The 20,022-nt window shown below is 55.0% G+C and carries 13 protein-coding genes; 10 read left to right on the top strand and 3 right to left on the bottom strand.

All coding sequences use genetic code 11. The features are described 5' to 3' along the window. The first annotated feature begins 2 nt into the window (after positions 1–2). Positions 3–986 carry a dipeptide ABC transporter ATP-binding protein gene (gene dppD / locus KP80_RS07355; protein WP_052282943.1) on the top strand — a complete coding sequence of 328 codons (984 nt, stop codon included), beginning with the start codon at positions 3–5 and terminating at the stop codon, positions 984–986. Continuing rightward, a complete protein-coding gene (gene dppF, locus KP80_RS07350) occupies positions 983–1,993 on the top strand; it encodes a dipeptide ABC transporter ATP-binding subunit DppF (RefSeq protein ID WP_052282942.1) in 1,011 nt (336 codons plus the stop codon). Before dppD ends, dppF begins: the two co-directional genes overlap by 4 nt. Positions 1,994–2,065: 72 nt before the next feature. On the opposite strand, the gene bcsG is transcribed toward dppF, so the two are convergent. Genes bcsG through bcsE form a run of 3 tightly spaced genes read right to left on the bottom strand, consistent with a single transcriptional unit; the run spans position 2,066 to position 5,491 of the window. Beyond that, the gene (gene bcsG / locus KP80_RS07345; protein ID WP_052282941.1) at positions 2,066–3,745 is read right to left on the bottom strand and encodes a cellulose biosynthesis protein BcsG; all 1,680 of its coding nucleotides are present in this window, start codon (positions 3,743–3,745) and stop codon (positions 2,066–2,068) included. Further along, on the bottom strand, positions 3,738–3,935 hold the full coding sequence (gene bcsF / locus KP80_RS07340; protein ID WP_052282940.1) for a cellulose biosynthesis protein BcsF: 198 nt from the start codon (positions 3,933–3,935) through the stop codon (positions 3,738–3,740). Before bcsF ends, bcsG begins: the two co-directional genes overlap by 8 nt. Beyond that, positions 3,932–5,491 carry a cellulose biosynthesis protein BcsE gene (bcsE, locus tag KP80_RS07335; RefSeq protein WP_052282939.1) on the bottom strand — a complete coding sequence of 520 codons (1,560 nt, stop codon included), beginning with the start codon at positions 5,489–5,491 and terminating at the stop codon, positions 3,932–3,934. The genes bcsF and bcsE overlap by 4 nt, the downstream gene beginning before the upstream one ends. Positions 5,492–5,791: 300 nt before the next feature. On the opposite strand from bcsE, the gene bcsR reads away from it, so the two are divergent. The 8 genes from bcsR to KP80_RS07295 all read left to right on the top strand — a co-directional run bounded on the left by bcsR (position 5,792) and on the right by KP80_RS07295 (position 19,805). Then, positions 5,792–5,992 (top strand): cellulose biosynthesis protein BcsR, encoded by a 201-nt coding sequence (gene bcsR, locus KP80_RS07330; RefSeq protein WP_052282938.1) that lies wholly within the window; start codon positions 5,792–5,794, stop codon positions 5,990–5,992. A 10-nt stretch (positions 5,993–6,002) separates the two neighbouring features. Beyond that, positions 6,003–6,755 carry a cellulose biosynthesis protein BcsQ gene (gene bcsQ, locus KP80_RS07325; protein ID WP_052282937.1) on the top strand — a complete coding sequence of 251 codons (753 nt, stop codon included), beginning with the start codon at positions 6,003–6,005 and terminating at the stop codon, positions 6,753–6,755. Continuing rightward, positions 6,752–9,370, top strand: coding sequence for a UDP-forming cellulose synthase catalytic subunit (bcsA, locus tag KP80_RS07320; protein WP_052282936.1), 2,619 nt, complete (start codon positions 6,752–6,754; stop codon positions 9,368–9,370). The genes bcsQ and bcsA overlap by 4 nt, the downstream gene beginning before the upstream one ends. A 13-nt stretch (positions 9,371–9,383) precedes the next feature. Beyond that, on the top strand, positions 9,384–11,690 hold the full coding sequence (gene bcsB / locus KP80_RS07315; protein WP_052282935.1) for a cellulose biosynthesis cyclic di-GMP-binding regulatory protein BcsB: 2,307 nt from the start codon (positions 9,384–9,386) through the stop codon (positions 11,688–11,690). 6 nt (positions 11,691–11,696) lie between these two features. Then, entirely contained in the window at positions 11,697–12,794 is a 1,098-nt protein-coding gene (bcsZ, locus tag KP80_RS07310; protein WP_052282934.1) for a cellulose synthase complex periplasmic endoglucanase BcsZ, read from the top strand. Then, positions 12,776–16,084, top strand: coding sequence for a cellulose synthase complex outer membrane protein BcsC (gene bcsC / locus KP80_RS07305; protein ID WP_052282933.1), 3,309 nt, complete (start codon positions 12,776–12,778; stop codon positions 16,082–16,084). Before bcsZ ends, bcsC begins: the two co-directional genes overlap by 19 nt. A 273-nt stretch (positions 16,085–16,357) precedes the next feature. Beyond that, a complete protein-coding gene (hmsP, locus tag KP80_RS07300; protein ID WP_052282932.1) occupies positions 16,358–18,364 on the top strand; it encodes a biofilm formation regulator HmsP in 2,007 nt (668 codons plus the stop codon). 154 nt (positions 18,365–18,518) lie between these two features. Further along, the gene (locus KP80_RS07295) at positions 18,519–19,805 is read left to right on the top strand and encodes a dicarboxylate/amino acid:cation symporter (RefSeq protein ID WP_052282931.1); all 1,287 of its coding nucleotides are present in this window, start codon (positions 18,519–18,521) and stop codon (positions 19,803–19,805) included. The last annotated feature ends 217 nt before the right edge of the window (positions 19,806–20,022 follow it).

Raw genomic sequence — 20,022 nt, 5'->3', positions numbered from 1 at the left:
AGATGGCGTTATTAAATGTAGATAAATTATCGGTGCACTTCGGCGACGAAGGCACACCGTTTAAAGCCGTAGACCGTGTGAGCTATAGCGTCAGTCAGGGTGAAGTCGTCGGTATTGTCGGTGAGTCCGGCTCCGGAAAATCCGTCAGCTCGCTGGCGATTATGGGGCTGATTGACTATCCCGGCCGCGTGATGGCCGAGAGCCTGCAGTTTAACGGTCAGGATCTGAAACGTATTTCAGAGAAAGAGCGTCGTAATCTGGTGGGCGCCGAAGTGGCGATGATCTTCCAGGATCCGATGACCAGCCTTAACCCGTGCTACACCGTTGGTTTCCAGATTATGGAAGCCATTAAAGTGCATCAGGGCGGTAACAAGAAAACCCGCCGTCAGCGGGCTATTGACCTGCTCAATCAGGTTGGTATTCCGGACCCCGCGTCACGTCTGGACGTTTATCCGCACCAGCTTTCCGGTGGCATGAGCCAGCGCGTGATGATTGCGATGGCCATTGCCTGTCGTCCGAAGCTGCTGATTGCCGATGAACCGACGACGGCGCTGGACGTCACTATCCAGGCGCAGATCATCGAACTGCTGCTTGAGCTGCAGCAAAAAGAGAACATGGCGCTGATTCTGATCACCCACGATCTGGCGCTGGTGGCGGAAGCGGCACACAAAATCATCGTGATGTATGCCGGTCAGGTGGTGGAAACCGGGGCGGCAAATGATATTTTCCGCGCACCTCGCCACCCGTATACCCAAGCCTTGCTGCGCGCGCTACCGGAATTTGCTCAGGATAAAGCGCGCCTGGCGTCGCTGCCGGGTGTGGTGCCGGGCAAATACGACCGTCCGAACGGTTGCCTGCTCAACCCGCGTTGCCCGTATGCTACGGATAAATGTCGCAGCGTTGAACCTGAACTGGCCCTGCTTAACGATGGTCGCCAGTCGAAATGCCACTACCCACTCGATGATGCCGGGAGGCCCACACTATGAGTACGCACGAGGCCACCTCGCAGCAGCCGCTGCTGCAGGCAATTGACCTGAAAAAACATTACCCGGTGAAGAAGGGCATTTTCGCCCCTGAGCGCCTGGTGAAAGCGCTGGATGGCGTTTCGTTTACCCTCGAACGCGGTAAAACGCTGGCGGTCGTGGGGGAATCCGGCTGCGGAAAATCCACCCTGGGCCGTCTGCTGACGATGATTGAAATCCCGACCGGCGGTGAACTCTATTATCAGGGGCAGGATCTGCTCAAGCACGACCCGCACGCGCAGAAGCTGCGTCGGCAGAAAATCCAGATTGTGTTCCAGAACCCGTACGGTTCCCTGAACCCGCGTAAGAAAGTGGGACAGATTCTGGAAGAGCCGCTGCAGATTAATACCTCACTCAGCAAAGAGCAGCGCCGGGAAAAGGCGCTGGCGATGATGGCGAAAGTGGGGCTGAAAACTGAGCACTATGACCGCTATCCGCATATGTTCTCCGGCGGCCAACGTCAGCGTATTGCGATTGCCCGTGGCTTGATGCTGGATCCCGACGTAGTGATTGCCGATGAACCCGTCTCCGCGCTCGACGTTTCCGTACGCGCGCAGGTATTAAACCTGATGATGGATTTGCAGCATGAGCTGGGGCTGTCCTACGTCTTTATCTCTCACGATCTGTCGGTAGTGGAGCATATTGCGGACGAAGTGATGGTGATGTATCTGGGGCGCTGCGTGGAGAAAGGAACCAAAGACCAAATCTTCAACAATCCTCAGCATCCGTATACCCAGGCACTGCTTTCAGCAACGCCGCGTCTAAACCCAGACGAGCGTCGCGAGCGTATTAAGTTGACCGGTGAGCTGCCAAGCCCGCTCAACCCGCCTCCGGGTTGTGCGTTCAATGCCCGCTGCCGCCGTCGCTTTGGGCCGTGCACTCAGCTTCAACCACAGTTGAAAGATTATGGTGGTCAGCTGGTGGCGTGCTTTGCGGTCGATCAGGATGAGAATCCAGAGAAAGCGGTATAGCAGATAAGGCGTTTTGCTAAGAGGGGAAACGCATGAGGCCGCCGGGGTTAAATCCGGCGGCCTTTTTCGTTGTTATTGCGGATAAGGCACCCAGGCACCGCCGTTCAGACGAACGTAAGGTTTGCCCTGGTACTGCATGACAACGGTGTTGGAGTTCTCCGATACCGCAGCGGTTTGCGGCAGATTACCGGTGAAGGCTGACCAGTTGACGCTATCTTCAGTGAAGATTTTTCCGTCTACCGCACGCGCGACCAGCTCAGAAATCGCCAGATAACTGCTTGGCTGATTGATATCAATCGCTGCGCCCTGATGCGGAGCCTTCATGCCGAAGAACTTCACGGCCGCAGGAACGTGGGTAATGGATGGGCTTGGGATATCACGCAGGCCAGAAACCTGCATCTTGTCGCCCTGCAGCGCTGCGCCGTGTTCCGGCACCACGATAACCATCACTTTACGACCCGATTTATCCAGCTCATTAAAGAAGGTATCCAGCTCATCAAACAGCTTCTGCGCACGGGCTTTATAGTCCGCGGTTTTGCTCTGACCCTGGTAGTGGTTACCGTCGTGCAGCGGCAGGATGTTATAGAAGGTGGCTGAACGCCCACCTGCTGGCATATCCGGCGACTGCATCCAGCGGTTGAGGACCGCGAGGTCGTCATACACAGGGGAACCGTCAAAGGAGAGCAGGTTAACCGGCAGCTTGCTTTGATCCATCAGTGGGCTCTGCATACCGCCGTTCTCGCGCACTTCTTTGAGGAAGTCGCCAAACACGCCGTTGTGGTCAAGCATCAGGTGCTGGGTAAAGCCCAGTTTTGACAGGTTATCAAACAGATAGCACTGGTTACCCGCTGGCTGATACAGGTTGGTATGCGAGGGTTGACCGCAGCTTGCGCGCAGCAGACGAATCGCCGCCGGGCCGCTGTAAGACGTTGCGGAGTTAAAGTCGCTGAAGCGGATATCAAAGTGGGACCACAGCGGGTGCTGCATGAGGCCCGCGGCTTCCACATCGGATGTGGCGAGCGAACAGATGTTAATCACCAGCAGGTCAAACGGCTGGGCGTCAGCCGGCAGCTGCGTCGGGAACGTCGTTGCACGCTTGCTTTCAGAGGCGTAGAAGCCATTTAACCATGCATTAAGGTTGTCCGACGTCGGTGCCTCGGTTTGCGCTGGAATATCACCGCTGGCTGCCGGAGTGCCTGATGCCGCTGCCGCCGGTGACGCGGTGGTGGTCGCGGCGGTGGTGTTGGTGACTTGACCGGTAGGCCACAGGCTGAAGGATGGGCCAACCAGCGCTGTCAGGTTAACCCAGACCATGGCGATAACCACAAAGACGGTAATGCGGATCCACTGATTCAGGAACATCCACGCCACAACCAGCACGAAGAAGGCGCCTACCATTTCCCAGTTAATGAAGCGCGTCACCAGATCCCAGATGTAGTCGGCGCTGAAGCCGGCAACCTGCGAGCCCTGGCTCATAATGCTCTCCGGGCCAGGCAGCCAGGTATCGTGCCAGAACAGCGCAAAGCCTAGCGGAATGGCGAGCCACTGCCGCCAGCGGTGCAGACGGTCGTTGGGCAGTGGGAATAGCAAGAACGCCATAAAGACGAGGTTCATCATGGGATGGAAATTCAGATACCCAGCCCAAAGCAGCCCAAATTTAACCAGGAAATAGAGGTTCCAGCCTGACAGCCCTCGCCAATAATGCCAAAGCGGGGAAGGGGTAGCGGCGGCATTTTGCGTCGATTTAGTCATTTTTTGATTTTGCCCTGACGGCCTTATCGCGGCGCAGAACGCCTACGGGTTTAACATAACGGGGTTTGAGAAACATCAGGCGAAACGCATTCTGAATACGTCGCTGATGGTGGCGTGCTATATAGCCGAGCGGGAAGAAAATCAGCGCACAGAGCACCACTAATTGAATAATATCGCTTATCGACATCATGACGGCGTCCCTTCGGAGTCAGCTGACAGGCGGTGAGGCTCGGGATAGCGGCGCCAGCCATTATCCTCGAAGGTCGCGTTGATCACATTTCTCGGCTTCGGCGCGATTTGCAGTGGTTTCGTCCACTTCTCGGGTTTCACATCGCGCATCATCACCAATTCTGAGGCGATTTGTTTATCTTCGAACCAGATCATGCGATTCGAGAAAATATCGCCGGTCGGTAACGGGAAAATATGGTTCAGCGCTTTGTCGAGATCGTTCACGCGACAGAAAGGCAGGAACAGTACCAGACGCTGATCGGCGATGGTGGAGATATCGCCCATTCGGTGCGGACGACAGAGCGTTAACGCCTGCTCTACACGCAGCCCTGGTGCCGGACGTAACGCGACCATCACGCCTTTGCTGTCTGCTGGGAGTAAGGTGTTGTTGATAACCTTTTGCACCCCATCGCAGAAAACATCCCACTTCTGATAGCCTTTCAGTTTTAGCGGTTCGGTATTCTCCAGCAGGGTCGTTAAATCTTCCGGGACATGGCGATTGAACTGCTGCGTCTGCACGCTTTCAATCAGGGTCAGGCTGCGAGACAGCGGCGCGCTGGATGAGATGACCAGATTGGCACCGCAGCTTAGAAGCAAACGCTCGTCGGTTGCGCGCAGGCTGGGCGTGGTTTCGCGAACGATAATTTTTAAGGCGGTACCGCGTTGGCGACGCAGAGTATGGGTAAAGCGTGCAAGCTGCTCTACCTGGCTATTTTGGCTCAGTGAGAATATGACGGTTGCTGCTTGAGCAGTGCGCGCGGCATTAAAAACAGCATCGTTTGTGTCAAATAAAGACCAATGTTCTGAAAGTGCCGGGGCGCCTTCAAGAATATTGATATTACTGATCACTTGTTTTTCATCGCTACGAGGCTGGATATTGGCAACTTCATCCTGAGCTAAAGACCAGCCGCCCTCGTTTTGCTTAATTAAAAGCTGCTGACGTGCACTCACGCCTTTTTCATTGGCCCAGTAGGATATATCTAGCAGTTGACTATCACCCTGGTAACGTAAACTTGCGAGACCGGAAAGAGAGCGATATTCACCAAGTAATAGTGAGGTCTGAGCGTCAGCGTTGTTTCCCGGACTCAGAACTAAAAGGGTGCAATGGTAGTATTTTGCCCATTTCTGAGATTTCCTAACCCAATTGAGTAACTTTTCGGCAGGAATATTTTTCCAGGCATTGTGGGAACATAAAAGGACAACGAAATAATTATTCGGCTCAAGTGTACAGAGCAGATCGCGGCGCATGGAGTATAGACTATCCGGGCTATCCTGCATGGCAAAAAGCGATATTTTTTTTGGCCCCTTATTTTCCTCTAATTCTATGAGGTCATTAGGGTTTTCGCCCATGCTAACCACGGCAACTTTCGCCTCATCCACCTGGGCGGAAAGCGTTTGGTTTAGCAGGCTAACGGCATCTTCATGGCGATCGGTATTAATCCACCATACACCGCCTGTGGGCATATGACTGACTTCATCCCACAGCGACTTAATGCCAATAGAAAATATGGGGTTCATCGTGTCCCTCTTATCGACGATAATCCGGCATCTAAGTTTACTAGTGTAAACGCCAGAATAAACCTAATATTGAAATTAAATAGCATCAGATTTAGCATGTATAGTCTAAATAACTCGAGTTTCGTCAGGCGATAAGTGAGCTAACCCCTCAAAACCTGCATAACTATGTGGTTGAGATGCGTAAAAGCGAATGCATACATCTGCAGTCTGAAGTATGACGAGTATAAACGAATTTCATAGAAAGGTTGCGCATCGTTCGATGTGGCGCATTCTGACTTTGATTTCAGAGGGAGCCAAACAATGCCTGATAATGAACCTGTGACATCCGTTGATTCACAACTTGGCTACACTTTTCAGAATGACTTTCTCGCACTGAGTCGGGCTTTCTCTCTACCCAATATAGATTACACTGATATTTCCCAGCGCGAAAAATTAGCGGCTGCGTTTAAACGTTGGCCGCTGCTGGCAGAGTTTGCAGAACAAAAAGCCGAACAAAAATAAGGAAGCCATAATGGCTATTCTGGGAATACAGGGCGTACGTGGTGGCGTGGGTACGACCTCCATCACGGCGGCATTAGCGTGGTCTTTGCAACTGCTCGGGGAATCGGTGCTGGTCATCGATGCAAGCCCTGATAATATGCTGCGTCTGTCGTTTAATGACGATATTGCACGCGAAAGCGGCTGGGCGCGCGCGGTGCTAGACGGCAAGGACTGGCGTGATGCCGGCCTGCGTTATACCTCACTTATCGATGTTCTTCCTTTTGGTAAATTGCAGCCTGGCGAACAGCAAAACATCGCAACGCTTAGCCGCCATTTGATGGCGGTGGGTGAGATTGCCAAAGAAATGGAGAGCCAGGGGACATACCAGTGGATCCTGCTCGATCTCCCGCACGGGTTTTATCCGTGGACGCCGTCGCTGATTGACGCCTGTCATTTCACCCTGACGGTGGTTAAACCGGACGCCAATTGCCATATTCGACTGCATCAGCAGCCGCTGCCCGCCAATACGCATATTCTCCTTAATGGTCTGCGCATGAACAGCCCGCTGCAGGAAGACCTTTATCAGGTATGGCTGCAAACCCAGCGTCGTCTGCTGCCGGTGGTCATTCACCGTGATGAAGCGATGGCGGAAAGTCTGGCAAGCAAGCAGCCGCTGGGTGAATACCGTCATGACTCTCTGGCCGCTGAAGAGTTAATTACACTCGCCAGCTGGTGCCTGATGCACTACGCCGGACATCATGCGGCGGCGGAGCGCGAAGCATGATTCGCCTCGGCAGTTTAATTTTTGTCCCGCCGGTCTACGCGCGTATGCGCGCGCGCTACGTAGAGTATCGCCGCAACGGTTCCTCCTGGTTCGCGGCAACATTATCTTGCTTGTGGGTTGGTTTGGCGTGGATGTTTTTGCCGCTGGAAAATCCGCGCTGGCAGTCGCTGTTTGCACGCCAGGACGAACTGTTTCCGCATATCAATTTTTCCCGCCCGCGTCCGCTGGACCCGCTTCGTTTCGCCCTGCAGGCCGCTTGGCTGATTGTCAGCAGGTCGCCTGAGAGCCGTAAGCCAGTGCAATGGCGACCGCTTTCTGGGATTGACCGTCTGCGCGAGCGTTATATCCGCTGGGCGGATGAACTGCCTGCTCGTTTTAATAGCAAAACCGGCCACCTCGATGACAAAAAAGAGCTGGCCCACCTCAACCCGAAAGTCCGTCGACTGGTACTGGGTGTGGCGATTACATTTTCGCTGATCCTGGCGCTGGTGTGTATCACCCAGCCGTTTAACCCGCTTTCCCAGTTTGTTTTCCTGATGCTGCTGTGGGGCGTAGCCCTGCTGGTGCGGCGTATTCCGGGACGCTTCTCGGCGCTGATGCTGATCGTTCTGTCGCTGACGGTTTCCTGCCGCTACATCTGGTGGCGCTATACCTCTACGCTTAACTGGAACGACCCGGTCAGCCTGGTCTGCGGCCTGGTATTACTTTTTGCCGAAACCTATGCCTGGATTGTACTGGTTCTGGGCTATTTCCAGGTGGCCTGGCCGCTGAACCGCCATCCGGTTCCGCTGCCAAAAGATATGGACCAATGGCCAACGGTGGATATCTTCGTTCCAACCTATAACGAAGACCTCAACGTGGTGAAAAACACCGTTTATGCCTCGCTGGGTATCGACTGGCCAAAAGATAAAGTGGTTATCTGGATCCTCGATGATGGTGGCCGCGAAGAGTTTCGCCAGTTCGCCAAAGATGTGGGCGTGCAATATATTGCCCGTAAGACGCATGAACATGCGAAAGCCGGGAACATCAACAACGCCCTGAAGTATGCGAAAGGCGAGTTCGTGTCGATCTTCGACTGCGACCACGTGCCAACGCGCTCATTCCTGCAGATGACCATGGGCTGGTTCCTGAAGGATAAGAAGTTGGCAATGATGCAGACGCCGCACCACTTCTTCTCGCCGGACCCGTTCGAACGTAACCTTGGCCGATTCCGCAAAACGCCGAACGAAGGCACGCTGTTCTACGGGTTGGTGCAGGATGGTAATGACATGTGGGACGCGACTTTCTTCTGCGGTTCCTGTGCCGTTATCCGCCGCGAACCGTTGGATAAAATCGGCGGTATTGCCGTTGAAACCGTCACCGAAGATGCGCACACCTCGCTGCGACTTCACCGTCTGGGTTACACCTCTGCCTACATGCGTTTACCGCAGGCGGCAGGGCTGGCGACGGAAAGCCTGTCGGCGCATATCGGCCAGCGTATTCGCTGGGCGCGCGGGATGGTACAGATCTTCCGCCTGGATAACCCGCTACTCGGCAAAGGGTTGAAGCTGCCGCAGCGGCTGTGCTACCTCAACGCCATGTTCCACTTTTTATCCGGCGTGCCTAGGCTTATCTTCCTGACCGCACCGCTGGCTTTCCTGCTGCTACACGCCTATATCATCTACGCGCCTGCGCTGATGATTGCGCTGTTTGTATTGCCGCACATGATTCACGCCAGCCTGACCAACTCCAAGATTCAGGGCAAGTACCGCCACTCTTTCTGGAGCGAAATCTACGAAACCGTGCTGGCCTGGTATATCGCACCGCCAACCATGGTGGCGCTGTTTGCGCCGCATAAAGGGACCTTCAACGTCACCGCGAAAGGTGGCCTCGTGAAAGAGGAGTATGTCGACTGGGTGATTTCCCGTCCGTATATCTTCCTCGTGCTGCTGAACCTGGTAGGCGTAGCATTTGGTATCTGGCGCTACATGTATGGCCCGGCAGATGAAGTCCTGACCGTGTGGGTGAGTCTGCTGTGGGTGTTCTACAACCTGATTATTCTCGGCGGCGCCGTGGCGGTCTCGGTGGAAAGTAAGCAGGTGCGTCGTTCGCACCGCGTGGAAATCAAAATGCCTGGGGCTATTTCCCGTGAAGACGGCCATCTCTTCTCCTGTACCGTTCATGACTTCTCCGATGGTGGCGTGGGTATCCGTATTAACGGTGATGCTCAGGTGCTGGAAGAGCAGAAGGTGAATCTGCTGCTTAAACGCGGCCAGCAGGAATATGTCTTCCCAACGCAGGTTGTTCGCGTGCTGGGAAGTGAAGTCGGGCTGAAGCTGCTGCCAATGAGCACGCGACAGCATATCGATTTTGTACAGTGTACGTTTGCGCGCGCGGATACGTGGGCGCTCTGGCAGGACAGCTTCCCGGAAGATAAACCGCTGGAAAGTCTGATGGATATCCTGAAGCTGGGGTTCCGTGGTTATCGTCACCTGGCCGAGTTTGCGCCGCCGGTGGCCAAAGAAATTTTCCGGTCGCTCACCTTGCTGGTGGCGTGGGTGGCCTCGTTCGTACCGCGTCGACCTGAACGCGAGGCGGTGATCGAGCATCCGCTATCGGCTATGGCTCAACAATAATGATGATTACGCGATGAAAAGAAACCTTTCCTGGATTTGTGCAGTGGCGGTGGGCATGGGCAGTTTACTGCCGCTCACGACGTATTCAGAACCGACGACAGAGGTGTCCGTTGCGCCATCTGTTCAGGAGGATGCAGCAGCGTCGGCTACCGCCGCTGTCACGCCGGTAGTGGTGGAAGATGCGCCGAGCCGCGACGTAAAGCTTTCTTTTGCTCAGATTGCGCCGCCTCCAGGCAGCATGGTGCTGCGTGGTGCTAACCCGAACGGTGGCATTGAGTTCGGTATGCGCAGCGACGAAGTGGTGTCGAAGGCGTTGCTGAATCTGACTTACACGCCATCGCCGTCATTGCTGCCTGTCACCTCGCAGCTCAAGGTTTACCTCAATGATGAGCTGATGGGCGTTCTGCCGGTCACCAAAGAACAGTTGGGCCAAAAGGTCACCACGCAGATCGCTATCGATCCGCTGTATATCACCGACTTTAACCGGGTGCGCCTCGAGTTTATTGGCCACTACCGCGACGTGTGTGAAAACCCATCTAACTCAACCGTTTGGCTTGATGTCGGCCGCAGCAGTTCACTGGATTTGACCTACCAGTCTCTGAAAGTACGCAATGACCTCTCGCACTTCCCGGTCCCGTTCTATGACACGCGCGACAACCGAGCGTTGAATCTGCCGATGGTGTTTGCCGGTTCTCCGGATCTGCAGCAGCAGCAGGCGGCGGCTATTGTCGCCTCGTGGTTTGGTGCGAAAGCCGGCTGGCGTGGCCAGGCGTTCCCGGTGATGTACAACACGCTGCCGGACCGCAATGCCATCGTCTTTGCGACCAACGATCAGCGCCCAGACTTCCTGCGCGATCACCCTGCGGTGAAAGCGCCGACGATCGAAATGGTTGATCACCCGAACAACCCTTACCTGAAGCTGCTGGTGGTATTTGGGCGTGATGATAAAGATCTGCTGAAAGCCGCGCAGGGTATTGCGGCAGGTAACATTCTGTTCCGTGGCAACAGTGTGACAGTGAATGAAGTTAAACCGCTGCTGGCGCGCGTACCGTACGATGCGCCGAACTGGGTGCGAACCGATCGTCCCGTGACCTTCGGCGAGCTGAAAACCTACGAGCAGCAGCTGCAATCCACCGGGCTTGAGCCAGCGTCCATTAACCTGTCGCTGAACCTGCCGCCGGATCTCTATCTGATGCGCAGCACCGGCATCGATATGGATTTGAAATACCGCTATACCATGCCGCCGGTGAAAGACAGCTCGCGCATGGACATCAGCCTCAACAATCAGTTCCTGCAGTCGTTTAACCTGAACAGCACCCAGGACGTCAACAAGCTGATGATGCGCCTGCCGGTTCTGCAAGGCCTGCTGGATGGTAAGAATGATGTCAGCATCCCAGCGCTGCGTCTGGGCGCAATGAACCAGCTGCGTTTTGACTTCCAGTACATGAACCCGATGCCGGGCGGTTCGGTCGATAACTGTGTGACCTTCCAGCCGGTGCAGAACCACGTGGTGATTGGTGACGATTCAACGATTGATTTCTCACACTACTACCACTTCCTGCCGATGCCGGATCTGCGCACCTTTGCCAATGCGGGCTTCCCATTCACCCGTATGGCGGATCTCTCCGATACGACAATCGTCATGCCGAAGAAACCGTCTGAAGAACAGCTCAGCACGCTGCTGAATACCGTGGCGGTGATTGGCGGCCAGACCGGTCTGGCGGGCTCGAATATGACGATTACCGATGACGGTAGCCAGATTAAAGATAAAGACGCTGACCTGTTGCTGATTGGATCCATTCCACCGTCGCTGAAAGATGATAAGAAAGTGGATCTGCTGGTGGATGCGACCCAAAGCTGGGTGAAAACGCCGGTACGCCACAACGACCTGTCGAGCATTTATCTGGATGCTGACGATCGTACCGCCAGCGTACAAACCGAGGTTTCTTCCTCGGGGCCGATGGCCGCTATCGTGGGTTTTGAATCGCCATATTTCAAACAGCGTAGCGTTGTCGCGCTGCTGGCTGATAGTGATAAAGGGTATGACCTGCTCAATGATGCGCTGAATGACAGCGGCAAGCGTGCGGCCATGTTTGGTTCGGTATCGGTTATCCGCGAATCCGGTGTAAACAGCCTGCGTGTGGGTGACGTGTATTACGTTGGCCACCTGCCATGGTTCGAGCGTGTCTGGTTTGCCCTGTCTAACCATCCGGTGCTGTTGGCCATCTTCGCGGCGATCAGCATCGTGTTGCTGGCATGGGTACTGTGGCGTCTGCTGCGCATTATCAGCCGTCGTCGTTTGGATCCGGAAGACGAGTAAGCCGTGATGAGAATGTTACGCTGGATTGTTGTGCTGTGCGCCCTTAGCGGCCAGGTTCAGGCCGCGTGTAATTGGCCTGCCTGGGAGCAGTTTAAACAGGATTTTGTTAGCGCTGAAGGGCGCGTTATTGACCCCAGCGATCCACGTAAGATAACGACCTCGGAAGGGCAAAGCTACGCGCTCTTCTTTGCCCTGGCGGCGAACGATCAAAAAGCGTTCGCCACGCTGCTTGGCTGGACGCAGAACAACCTTGCTCAAGGCTCTCTGCGCGAACATCTTCCCGCCTGGCTGTGGGGGAAAAAGAACGAAACGGAGTGGAAGGTGCTGGACAGCAATTCTGCTTCCGATTCCGACATCTGGATAGCCTGGACGCTGCTGGAAGCGGGGCGTCTTTGGAAGAACGACGACTACAGTGCAACCGGCAAGGCGCTGTTGGCTAAAATTGCTGATGAAGAAGTCGTGAAGGTTCCGGGCCTGGGCATGATGCTGCTGCCGGGCCGCGTGGGTTTTGCCGAAGAGACCAGTTGGCGTTTCAACCCAAGCTATTTCCCGCCACAGGTTGCCCAGTACTTCAGCCGCTTCGGTGCGCCGTGGACGACGCTGCGTGAAACCAATCTCAAGCTGTTGATGGATACCGCACCAAAGGGCTTTTCGCCTGATTGGGTCAGTTACGATAAGACAAAAGGTTGGCAGCTGAAAGCGGCAGATATCGTGGGCAGCTACGATGCCATTCGCGTCTATCTGTGGGTCGGTATGATGGACGATGCGGACCCGCAAAAGGCTCGACTGCTTAAACGCTTTAATGCGATGGCGGCACAGACCGTGAAGCAGGGACTGCCGCCGGAAAAAGTGGCCATTGCCACCGGCAAAGTGACCGGTAATGGCCCGGTCGGTTTCTCAGCATCATTACTTCCATTCCTACAAAATCGTGACGCCCAGGCCGCTCAGCGCCAGCGCGTTGCTGACAATTTTCCCGGCGCGGATGCGTATTACAATTTTGTTCTGACTCTCTTTGGGCAGGGCTGGGATCAACACCGTTTTCGCTTCAGCGCCCGCGGCGAATTACTACCTGACTGGGGCCAGGAATGCGCAAGTTCACACTAAGTTTAATCACTCTCTCTCTGGGCCTGACGCTGGTACAGCCAGGCTATGCGGATACCTCGGCGGAAGAGCAATTGCTCAACCAGGTGCGCCTTGGAGAGGCCAGCAAACGGGACGATTTGGTGCAGCAGTCGCTGTATCGGCTGGAGCTGATTAATCCCAATAACCCGAAAGTCATGGCCGCTCGCCTGCGTTATTTACTGCGCCAGGGCGATGCCGCTGGGGCGCAAAAACAGCTGGATAAACTGGCGAAAGTGGCCCCTAACTCTGCGGAATATAACACTGCTCGCGTTGAAATCGGGCTGAATACCGACGCCGGACGCCAGGCGTTGCAGCAGGCACGCCTGCAGGCAACGACCGGGCACGTGCCGGAAGCGTTGGCGGCTTACGAAAAAGCCTTTAATGGGGCGCCGCCGGACGGCGACTATGCGGTTGAATACTGGAGTGCGGTAGCTAAGATCCCCGCGCGCCGCGCTGAAGCATTGAAGCATCTGCAATCATTAAACCAACAGAATCCGGGCAATACCGGTCTGCAAACCACGCTTGTGAATATGCTACTGGCGGATAACCGTCGCGACGAGGCGTTTGCCGTGCTTGAACAGATGGCCAAATCGACCGGCGGGCGCGGTGCGGCGAGCGACATCTGGTTTAACGCCATCAAGAATCAACCGGTCAGCCCGAATAGCGTACAGGCATTACAGCGTTATTTATTGATCTTCAACAGCGGCGAATCTGCCGATAGCGCGCGTGCGATGCTGGCCGATCAGCAAAAGCAGATGGCGGATCCGGTTCTGCGTGAGAAAGCGGAACAGCAGGTTAAAGCGGCGGAAGTGGAAGCCAGCAAACCGCAGACCTGGGAGCTCTACTGGCCGCTGATTCGCAAAGGCGATGCGGCGCTGAAAGCCAATAATCTGGCGCAGGCGGAAGGTTTCTATCAGCAAGCGCGTAAGCTTGATGCCACCGACAGCTATGCGGTACTTGGGCTGGGCGATGTTGCGATGGCGCGTAAAGACAGCGCTGGCGCCGAGCGTTATTACCAGCAAGCGTTACGTCTCGATCGTACGAACAGCAGCGCGATTCGCGGGCTGGCCAATATCTATCGTGCGCAATCCCCAGAGCGCGCGACCGACTTTATTAACAGCCTTTCTGCCAGCCAGCGCCGCAGTATCGACGATATTGAACGCAGCCTGACTAACGATCGTCTCGCACAGCAAGCGGAAGCGCTGGAAAACCAGGGACGCTGGGCGCAGGCTGCCGAACTCCAGCGTCGTCGTCTGGCGCTCTCTCCGGATGATGTGTGGATAACCTATCGACTTTCCCGCGATCTGGTCAGCGCTGGCCAGCGAAGCGAAGCCGATAACTTAATGCTGAATCTGGCACGGAAAAAACCGGCCGATGCCGAGCAGGTTTATGCTTATGGGCTGTATATGTCCGGCAACGGACAGGATCAGGCCGCGCTGACGCATCTGGCTGCGCTACCGGTCTCGAAGTGGACGGATAATATTCGCGAACTGGATACGCGCCTGCGTAGCGATCAGGTCATCGCTCAGGCAAACCGCCTGCGCGATGGTGGCCAGGAAACGCAGGCTATCGCGTTATTAAAACAGCAGCCGGAGTCTGCGCGTATTCACTCGACGCTTGCCGACTGGGCGCAGCAGCGAGGCGATAGCGCAACGGCAATAGCCGAATACAACGCCGTGCTGGCGAAAGACCCGCACGATGAGGATGCCCATCTGGGGTTGGCTGAAGTGTATGCCGCCGATGGCAATAAATTGGCGGCCCGCCAGCAGCTCGCTGAAGTGCCCGCCGAAGGTGAACGTTCGCTGAACACGCAGCGTCGTATTGTGCTGGTGAGCGCGCAGCTTGGCGATACCGCCACGGCGCAGAAGATGATGACTGCGCTGATTCCGCAGGCCAAATCTCAGCCGCCGTCGATGGAAAGTGCGATGGTGCTGCGCGATGCGGCGAACTATCAGGCGCAGGCGGGAGACCCTCAGCAGGCGCTGGACACCTACAAAGATGCGATGGTAGCGGCGCAGGTCACCCCAACGCGCCCGCTGGATAACGACAGCTTTACCCGCCTGACCCGTAATGACGAAAAAGATGATTGGCTTAAACGCGGCGTGCGCAGCGATGCCGCCGACCTTTATCGTCAGCAGGATCTCAACGTCACCTTGCAGCATGAATACTGGGGCTCCAGCGGTACCGGCGGCTACTCGAATTTGAAAGCGCACACCACCATGTTCCAGGTGGATGCGCCGCTGTCTGATGGCCGTATGTTCTTCCGTTCAGACCTGGTCAACATGGATGCCGGGAGCTTCTCAGCGGACAAAAACAACGCCTACAAAGAGCAGTGGGGCACCTGTGATTTGTCTACCTGCTACGGCTCGAAGAATCAGTCTGGCAACGGCGCGAGCGTTGCGGTCGGCTGGAAGAACGACACCTGGGATGCCGATATTGGTACCACGCCGATGGGCTTCAACGTGGTTGATGTGGTCGGTGGCCTGAGCTACAGCAGCGATATCGGCCCACTGGGTTATACGCTGAATGCACACCGTCGCCCAATCTCCAGCTCGCTGCTGGCATTTGGTGGACAAAAAGATAACAGCAGCGGCGCGCATCCCGGTACCACCTGGGGCGGCGTTCGCGCTGACGGCGGCGGTATCAGCCTAAGCTACGACAAAGGTGAAGCCAACGGCGTATGGGCGTCACTGGGCGGCGATCAGCTGACCGGCAAGAATGTGGATGATAACTGGCGCGTGCGTTGGATGACGGGCTACTACTACAAGGTTATCAACGAGAACAACCGCCGAGTGACGGTAGGGCTGAACAACATGATTTGGCACTATCAGAAGGATCTGAGCGGCTATACGCTGGGTCAGGGGGGCTATTACAGCCCGCAGGAGTATGTGTCGTTTGCGGTACCGGTTAACTGGCGCCAGCGCACGGAGAACTGGTCCTGGGAAGTCGGTGGTTCAGTCTCCTGGTCGCACTCACGTACGAAAACGCAGCCGTCTTATCCATTGATGAACCTCATTCCGTCACAGTGGCAGGAGGCCGCGAGCAACGATAGCAGCAGCGGCAGCAGCAGCCAGGGCTTCGGTTATACGGCGCGTGCTATCGTAGAGCGTCGGGTCACCTCTAACTGGTTTATCGGCGCGGGCGTTGATATCCAGCAGGCGAAAGACTATACCCCTAGCCATGCGTTGCTGTACGTGCGTTACTCTGCTGCTGGTTGGCAGGGCGATCTCGATATGCCGCCGCAGCCTCTGATTCCGTATGCGGATTGGTAATTCACTCTATTCTGCTTTATACCCTAAACCGTTCGGGCTGCAGTGAAACGGCAAGGGCGTGAAACCTCAGCCATGGGCTAAGTGGTGTGGCTGAGGGGAATGAACGCTTCCCCATGTCGGCAGCTCTCGTCTGGCGGGTTATAGGTATTCGTCTTATATAACCCGTCTTCACGGCGGGTTATAATCGTTGCGGCTGAGTCTATTTTGACTTTGCTGCCAGCCTCGTTATTCTCAATTGCCTGTGCAATACGTTCGTTTCAGTGGAGAGCTCTTTTGCGCGTCAGCCGTTCACTTACCATAAAACAAATGGCTATGGTTGCAGTTGTTACCATGTTGTTTTTGTTCGTCTTTTGCTTCATTTTACTGTTCCATTTTGTGCAGCAGGACCGCTATAACACCGCGGCGCAGCTTGAAAGCATCGCGCGCTCCGTACGTCAGCCGCTGTCTGCGGCCATTTTGAAAGCCGACATTCCCGAAGCCGAGACCATTCTTGAACGTATTCAGCCGTCGGGCATTGTGAGCCGTGCGGATGTGGTATTGCCGAACCAATTTCAGGCGTTGCGTATGAGCTTTATTCCGGAACGTCCGGTTCCGGTGAACATCACGCGTATTTTTGAACTGCCGGTGCAAATTTCGCTGCCGCTCTATTCGCTGGAACGTCCGGCAAACCCGCAGCCGCTGGCTTATTTGGTGCTACAGGCTGACTCCTATCGTATGTATAAGTTCGTCATGAGCGCCTTAGCAACGATAGTGACCGCTTACTTTCTTTTGGTGCTAATTCTGACCGTGGCGCTGACCTGGTGTATTAACCGTTTGATTGTCAGGCCGCTGCGCAAGATTGCCTATGAAATCCACGATCTGCCGGGTGCTGACCGCATTGGGCATCAGCTGACGCTGCCGCGCCTGCATCATGATGATGAAATTGGCACGCTGGTGCGTAGCTACAACCGAAATCAACAGGCATTATTACGGCAGTACGACGAACTTAGCAGCCAATCGACCCGTTTTCCGGTCTCTGACCTGCCGAATAAAGCTTTTCTGTTAGGGCTGCTGGAGCAGAGTCTGGAGCGTCAAAGCCCGGTAGCCCTGCTGACAATAGCCTGTGAAACCCTGCAGGATACGGCCGGCGTGCTGAAAGAAGAGCAGCGTGAAATTCTGTTGCTGACGCTGGCCGAGAAAGTGAAACAAGTGATTTCACCACGCATGGTGCTTGCACAGATCAGCGGCTATGATTTCGCGATTCTGGCCTACGGCATCAAGGAGCCGTGGCACGCCATAACGCTAGGTCAGCAAGTACTTACTATCATTAATGAGCGTTTACCGTTACAAGGCATCCAACTGCGGCCGAGCGCCAGCATCGGGATTGCGATGTACAGTGAAGGCCTGACGGCAGAACAGTTCTACCGCCGCTCGCTCTCCGCGGCGTTTACCGCACGGCGTAAGGGCAAAAATCAGATTGAGTTTTTCGATTCTGAGCAGATGGTGAAGGCGCAAAAACGCCTGACCGAAGAGAGCGATATCCTGACTGCGCTGGATACTCAGCAGTTTTCCATCTGGCTGCAGCCGCAAGTGGATACCAAAACCGGGCAAGTCTGTAGCGCTGAGGTGCTGTTGCGCCAGCGTCAGCCGGACGGACAATGGGCGTTACCCAACGATCTCATCGAGAATATCGAGTCCTGTGGGTTGATGGTCACTGTCGGGCACTGGGTGCTGGAGGAGTCATGCCGCCAGCTGGCAGTGTGGCAGTCGCACGGCATTATGCTACCGCTGTCGGTGAATATTTCTGCACTCCAGCTGCTGCATCACGATATGGTTTCCGACATGCTGGCGCTGCTTAACCGTTACCGAATCGCACCGGGTACGCTGGTGTTGGAAGTGACGGAAAGCCGTCGTATTGATGATCCGAAGGCTGCCGTGGCGATTCTGCGTCCGCTTCGCAACGCCGGGGTGCGCATTGCGCTGGATGACTTTGGTATGGGCTACGCTGGGCTACGTCAGCTGCAACATATGAAATCCGTGCCAGTCGATATTCTTAAAATCGATAAAATCTTCATCGACACTCTGCCGGAAGATGCCAGCATGGTGGCGGCGATTATTCAGCTTGGGCGAAGCCTTAACTTGAAGATGGTCGCTGAGGGCGTTGAAAATAAAGAACAATATGACTGGCTGAAGGCGGAGAATGTCGACATTCTGCAGGGCTTCTTCTTTGCTCGTGCGGTACCGACGGAGGTCTTTGAGCAGGATTATCTGGGTAAGGAGAAATCACTGCTACCGGAGTAAATTTGATAACGATTGTGCGTGTCAGCTCAAGGTTTTAACAATTAAGTATCAAATTCACTTACAAATATTTCGATTATGTTTCTTGGATGTTATTTTGTGCCCACAGGTGAAAATAATCCCTACTTTTCCTGTGGCTATAGCTTAAGGACATCCTATGAAAACCTCTTTCTTTAAAAGCCTCTATTTCCAGGTGCTGTCGGCGATAGTGATCGGTGTACTGCTCGGTCACTATTACCCGGAACTGGGCGCGCAAATGAAACCGCTCGGCGATGCCTTCGTCAAACTGATTAAAATGATTATCGCCCCGGTTATCTTTTGTACGGTCGTCACCGGGATCGCTGGCATGGAAAGTATGAAAGCGGTAGGCCGCACCGGTGCCGTCGCGCTGCTGTACTTTGAAGTGGTCAGTACCATTGCTCTGCTGATTGGTCTGGTGATTGTTAACGTGGTTCAGCCGGGTGCCGGAATGAACGTTGACCCGGCCACCCTGGATGCGAAAGCCGTCGCCATCTATGCGGAACAGGCTAAGGATCAGGGTATTATCGCCTTCCTGATGGACATCATTCCGTCGAGTGTTATCGGCGCCTTTGCCAGCGGCAACATTCTGCAGGTGCTGTTGTTTGCGGTGATGTTCGGCTTTGCGCTGCATCGCCTGGGCAACAAAGGTCAGCTGATTTTCAACGTTATTGAAAGCTTCTCACAGGTCATTTTCGGCATTATCAATATGATCATGCGCCTGGCGCCGATTGGTGCATTCGGGGCGATGGCCTTCACCATTGGTAAATACGGCGTGGGTACGCTGGTGCAGTTGGGGCAGCTGATTATCTGCTTCTACATCACCTGTATTCTGTTCGTGGTGGTAGTGCTGGGCTCTATTGCGCGTGCGACCGGATTTAGCATCTTCAAATTCATTCGCTACATCAAAGAAGAGCTGCTGATCGTGCTGGGGACATCGTCCTCTGAGTCCGCGCTGCCGCGTATGCTCGATAAGATGGAAAAGCTGGGCTGCCGTAAGTCCGTAGTAGGGCTGGTAATTCCGACAGGCTACTCGTTTAACCTTGATGGTACGTCTATCTATCTGACGATGGCGGCGGTGTTCATCGCTCAGGCCACCAACAGCCATATGGATATCTTCCATCAGATAACCCTGCTGGTGGTGCTGCTGCTCTCCTCTAAAGGGGCGGCTGGGGTTACGGGCAGCGGATTTATCGTGCTGGCGGCGACCATCTCGGCGGTAGGGCATCTACCGGTGGCGGGCCTGGCGCTGATTCTGGGTATCGACCGCTTCATGTCGGAAGCCCGCGCGCTGACCAACCTGATTGGTAACGGCGTGGCAACCATCGTGGTGGCCAAGCGCGTGAAACAATTAGATGCAAAACAGCTTGATGACGTGCTCAATAACCGTCCGACTGCCAACAAATCGCACGAATTATCCTCATAATCCCATCACTTAAGCCCGTACTCCCTTGCTGGAGTGCGGGCTCCTGCGCATAATTAGGCGGCGTTATTCGTGAGCCGTGATAGCCTATGGCTATCGTGTATTTTATTTTACGTAGCCATGTGACGTTTTGACGATCGCGTGGTCCAACTGACGTATTTACTTCAAGATTTTAGGCTATCGCCAGAGGGCGGTAGTTGTTTATACCCGGAAATAGCGC

Source organism: Kluyvera genomosp. 1 (genome assembly GCF_001266615.1).
Taxonomy (GTDB): Bacteria; Pseudomonadota; Gammaproteobacteria; order Enterobacterales; family Enterobacteriaceae; genus Kluyvera; species Kluyvera cryocrescens_A.
Note: the sequence above shows the minus strand (reverse complement) of the source record. Positions and strands in the feature narration are given on the sequence as shown.

What these genes read in the sequence shown, in the direction of transcription:
- bcsG (WP_052282941.1), bottom strand. Translation starts at nt 3,745, where the DNA reads ATGACTAAATCGACGCAAAATGCCGCCGCTACCCCTTCCCCGCTTTGG.
- bcsR (WP_052282938.1), top strand. Translation starts at nt 5,792, where the DNA reads ATGCCTGATAATGAACCTGTGACATCCGTTGATTCACAACTTGGCTAC.
- dppD (WP_052282943.1), top strand. Translation starts at nt 3, where the DNA reads ATGGCGTTATTAAATGTAGATAAATTATCGGTGCACTTCGGCGACGAA.
- bcsZ (WP_052282934.1), top strand. Translation starts at nt 11,697, where the DNA reads ATGAGAATGTTACGCTGGATTGTTGTGCTGTGCGCCCTTAGCGGCCAG.
- bcsB (WP_052282935.1), top strand. Translation starts at nt 9,384, where the DNA reads ATGAAAAGAAACCTTTCCTGGATTTGTGCAGTGGCGGTGGGCATGGGC.
- bcsA (WP_052282936.1), top strand. Translation starts at nt 6,752, where the DNA reads ATGATTCGCCTCGGCAGTTTAATTTTTGTCCCGCCGGTCTACGCGCGT.
- bcsC (WP_052282933.1), top strand. Translation starts at nt 12,776, where the DNA reads ATGCGCAAGTTCACACTAAGTTTAATCACTCTCTCTCTGGGCCTGACG.
- bcsQ (WP_052282937.1), top strand. Translation starts at nt 6,003, where the DNA reads ATGGCTATTCTGGGAATACAGGGCGTACGTGGTGGCGTGGGTACGACC.
- KP80_RS07295 (WP_052282931.1), top strand. Translation starts at nt 18,519, where the DNA reads ATGAAAACCTCTTTCTTTAAAAGCCTCTATTTCCAGGTGCTGTCGGCG.
- bcsF (WP_052282940.1), bottom strand. Translation starts at nt 3,935, where the DNA reads ATGATGTCGATAAGCGATATTATTCAATTAGTGGTGCTCTGTGCGCTG.
- bcsE (WP_052282939.1), bottom strand. Translation starts at nt 5,491, where the DNA reads ATGAACCCCATATTTTCTATTGGCATTAAGTCGCTGTGGGATGAAGTC.
- dppF (WP_052282942.1), top strand. Translation starts at nt 983, where the DNA reads ATGAGTACGCACGAGGCCACCTCGCAGCAGCCGCTGCTGCAGGCAATT.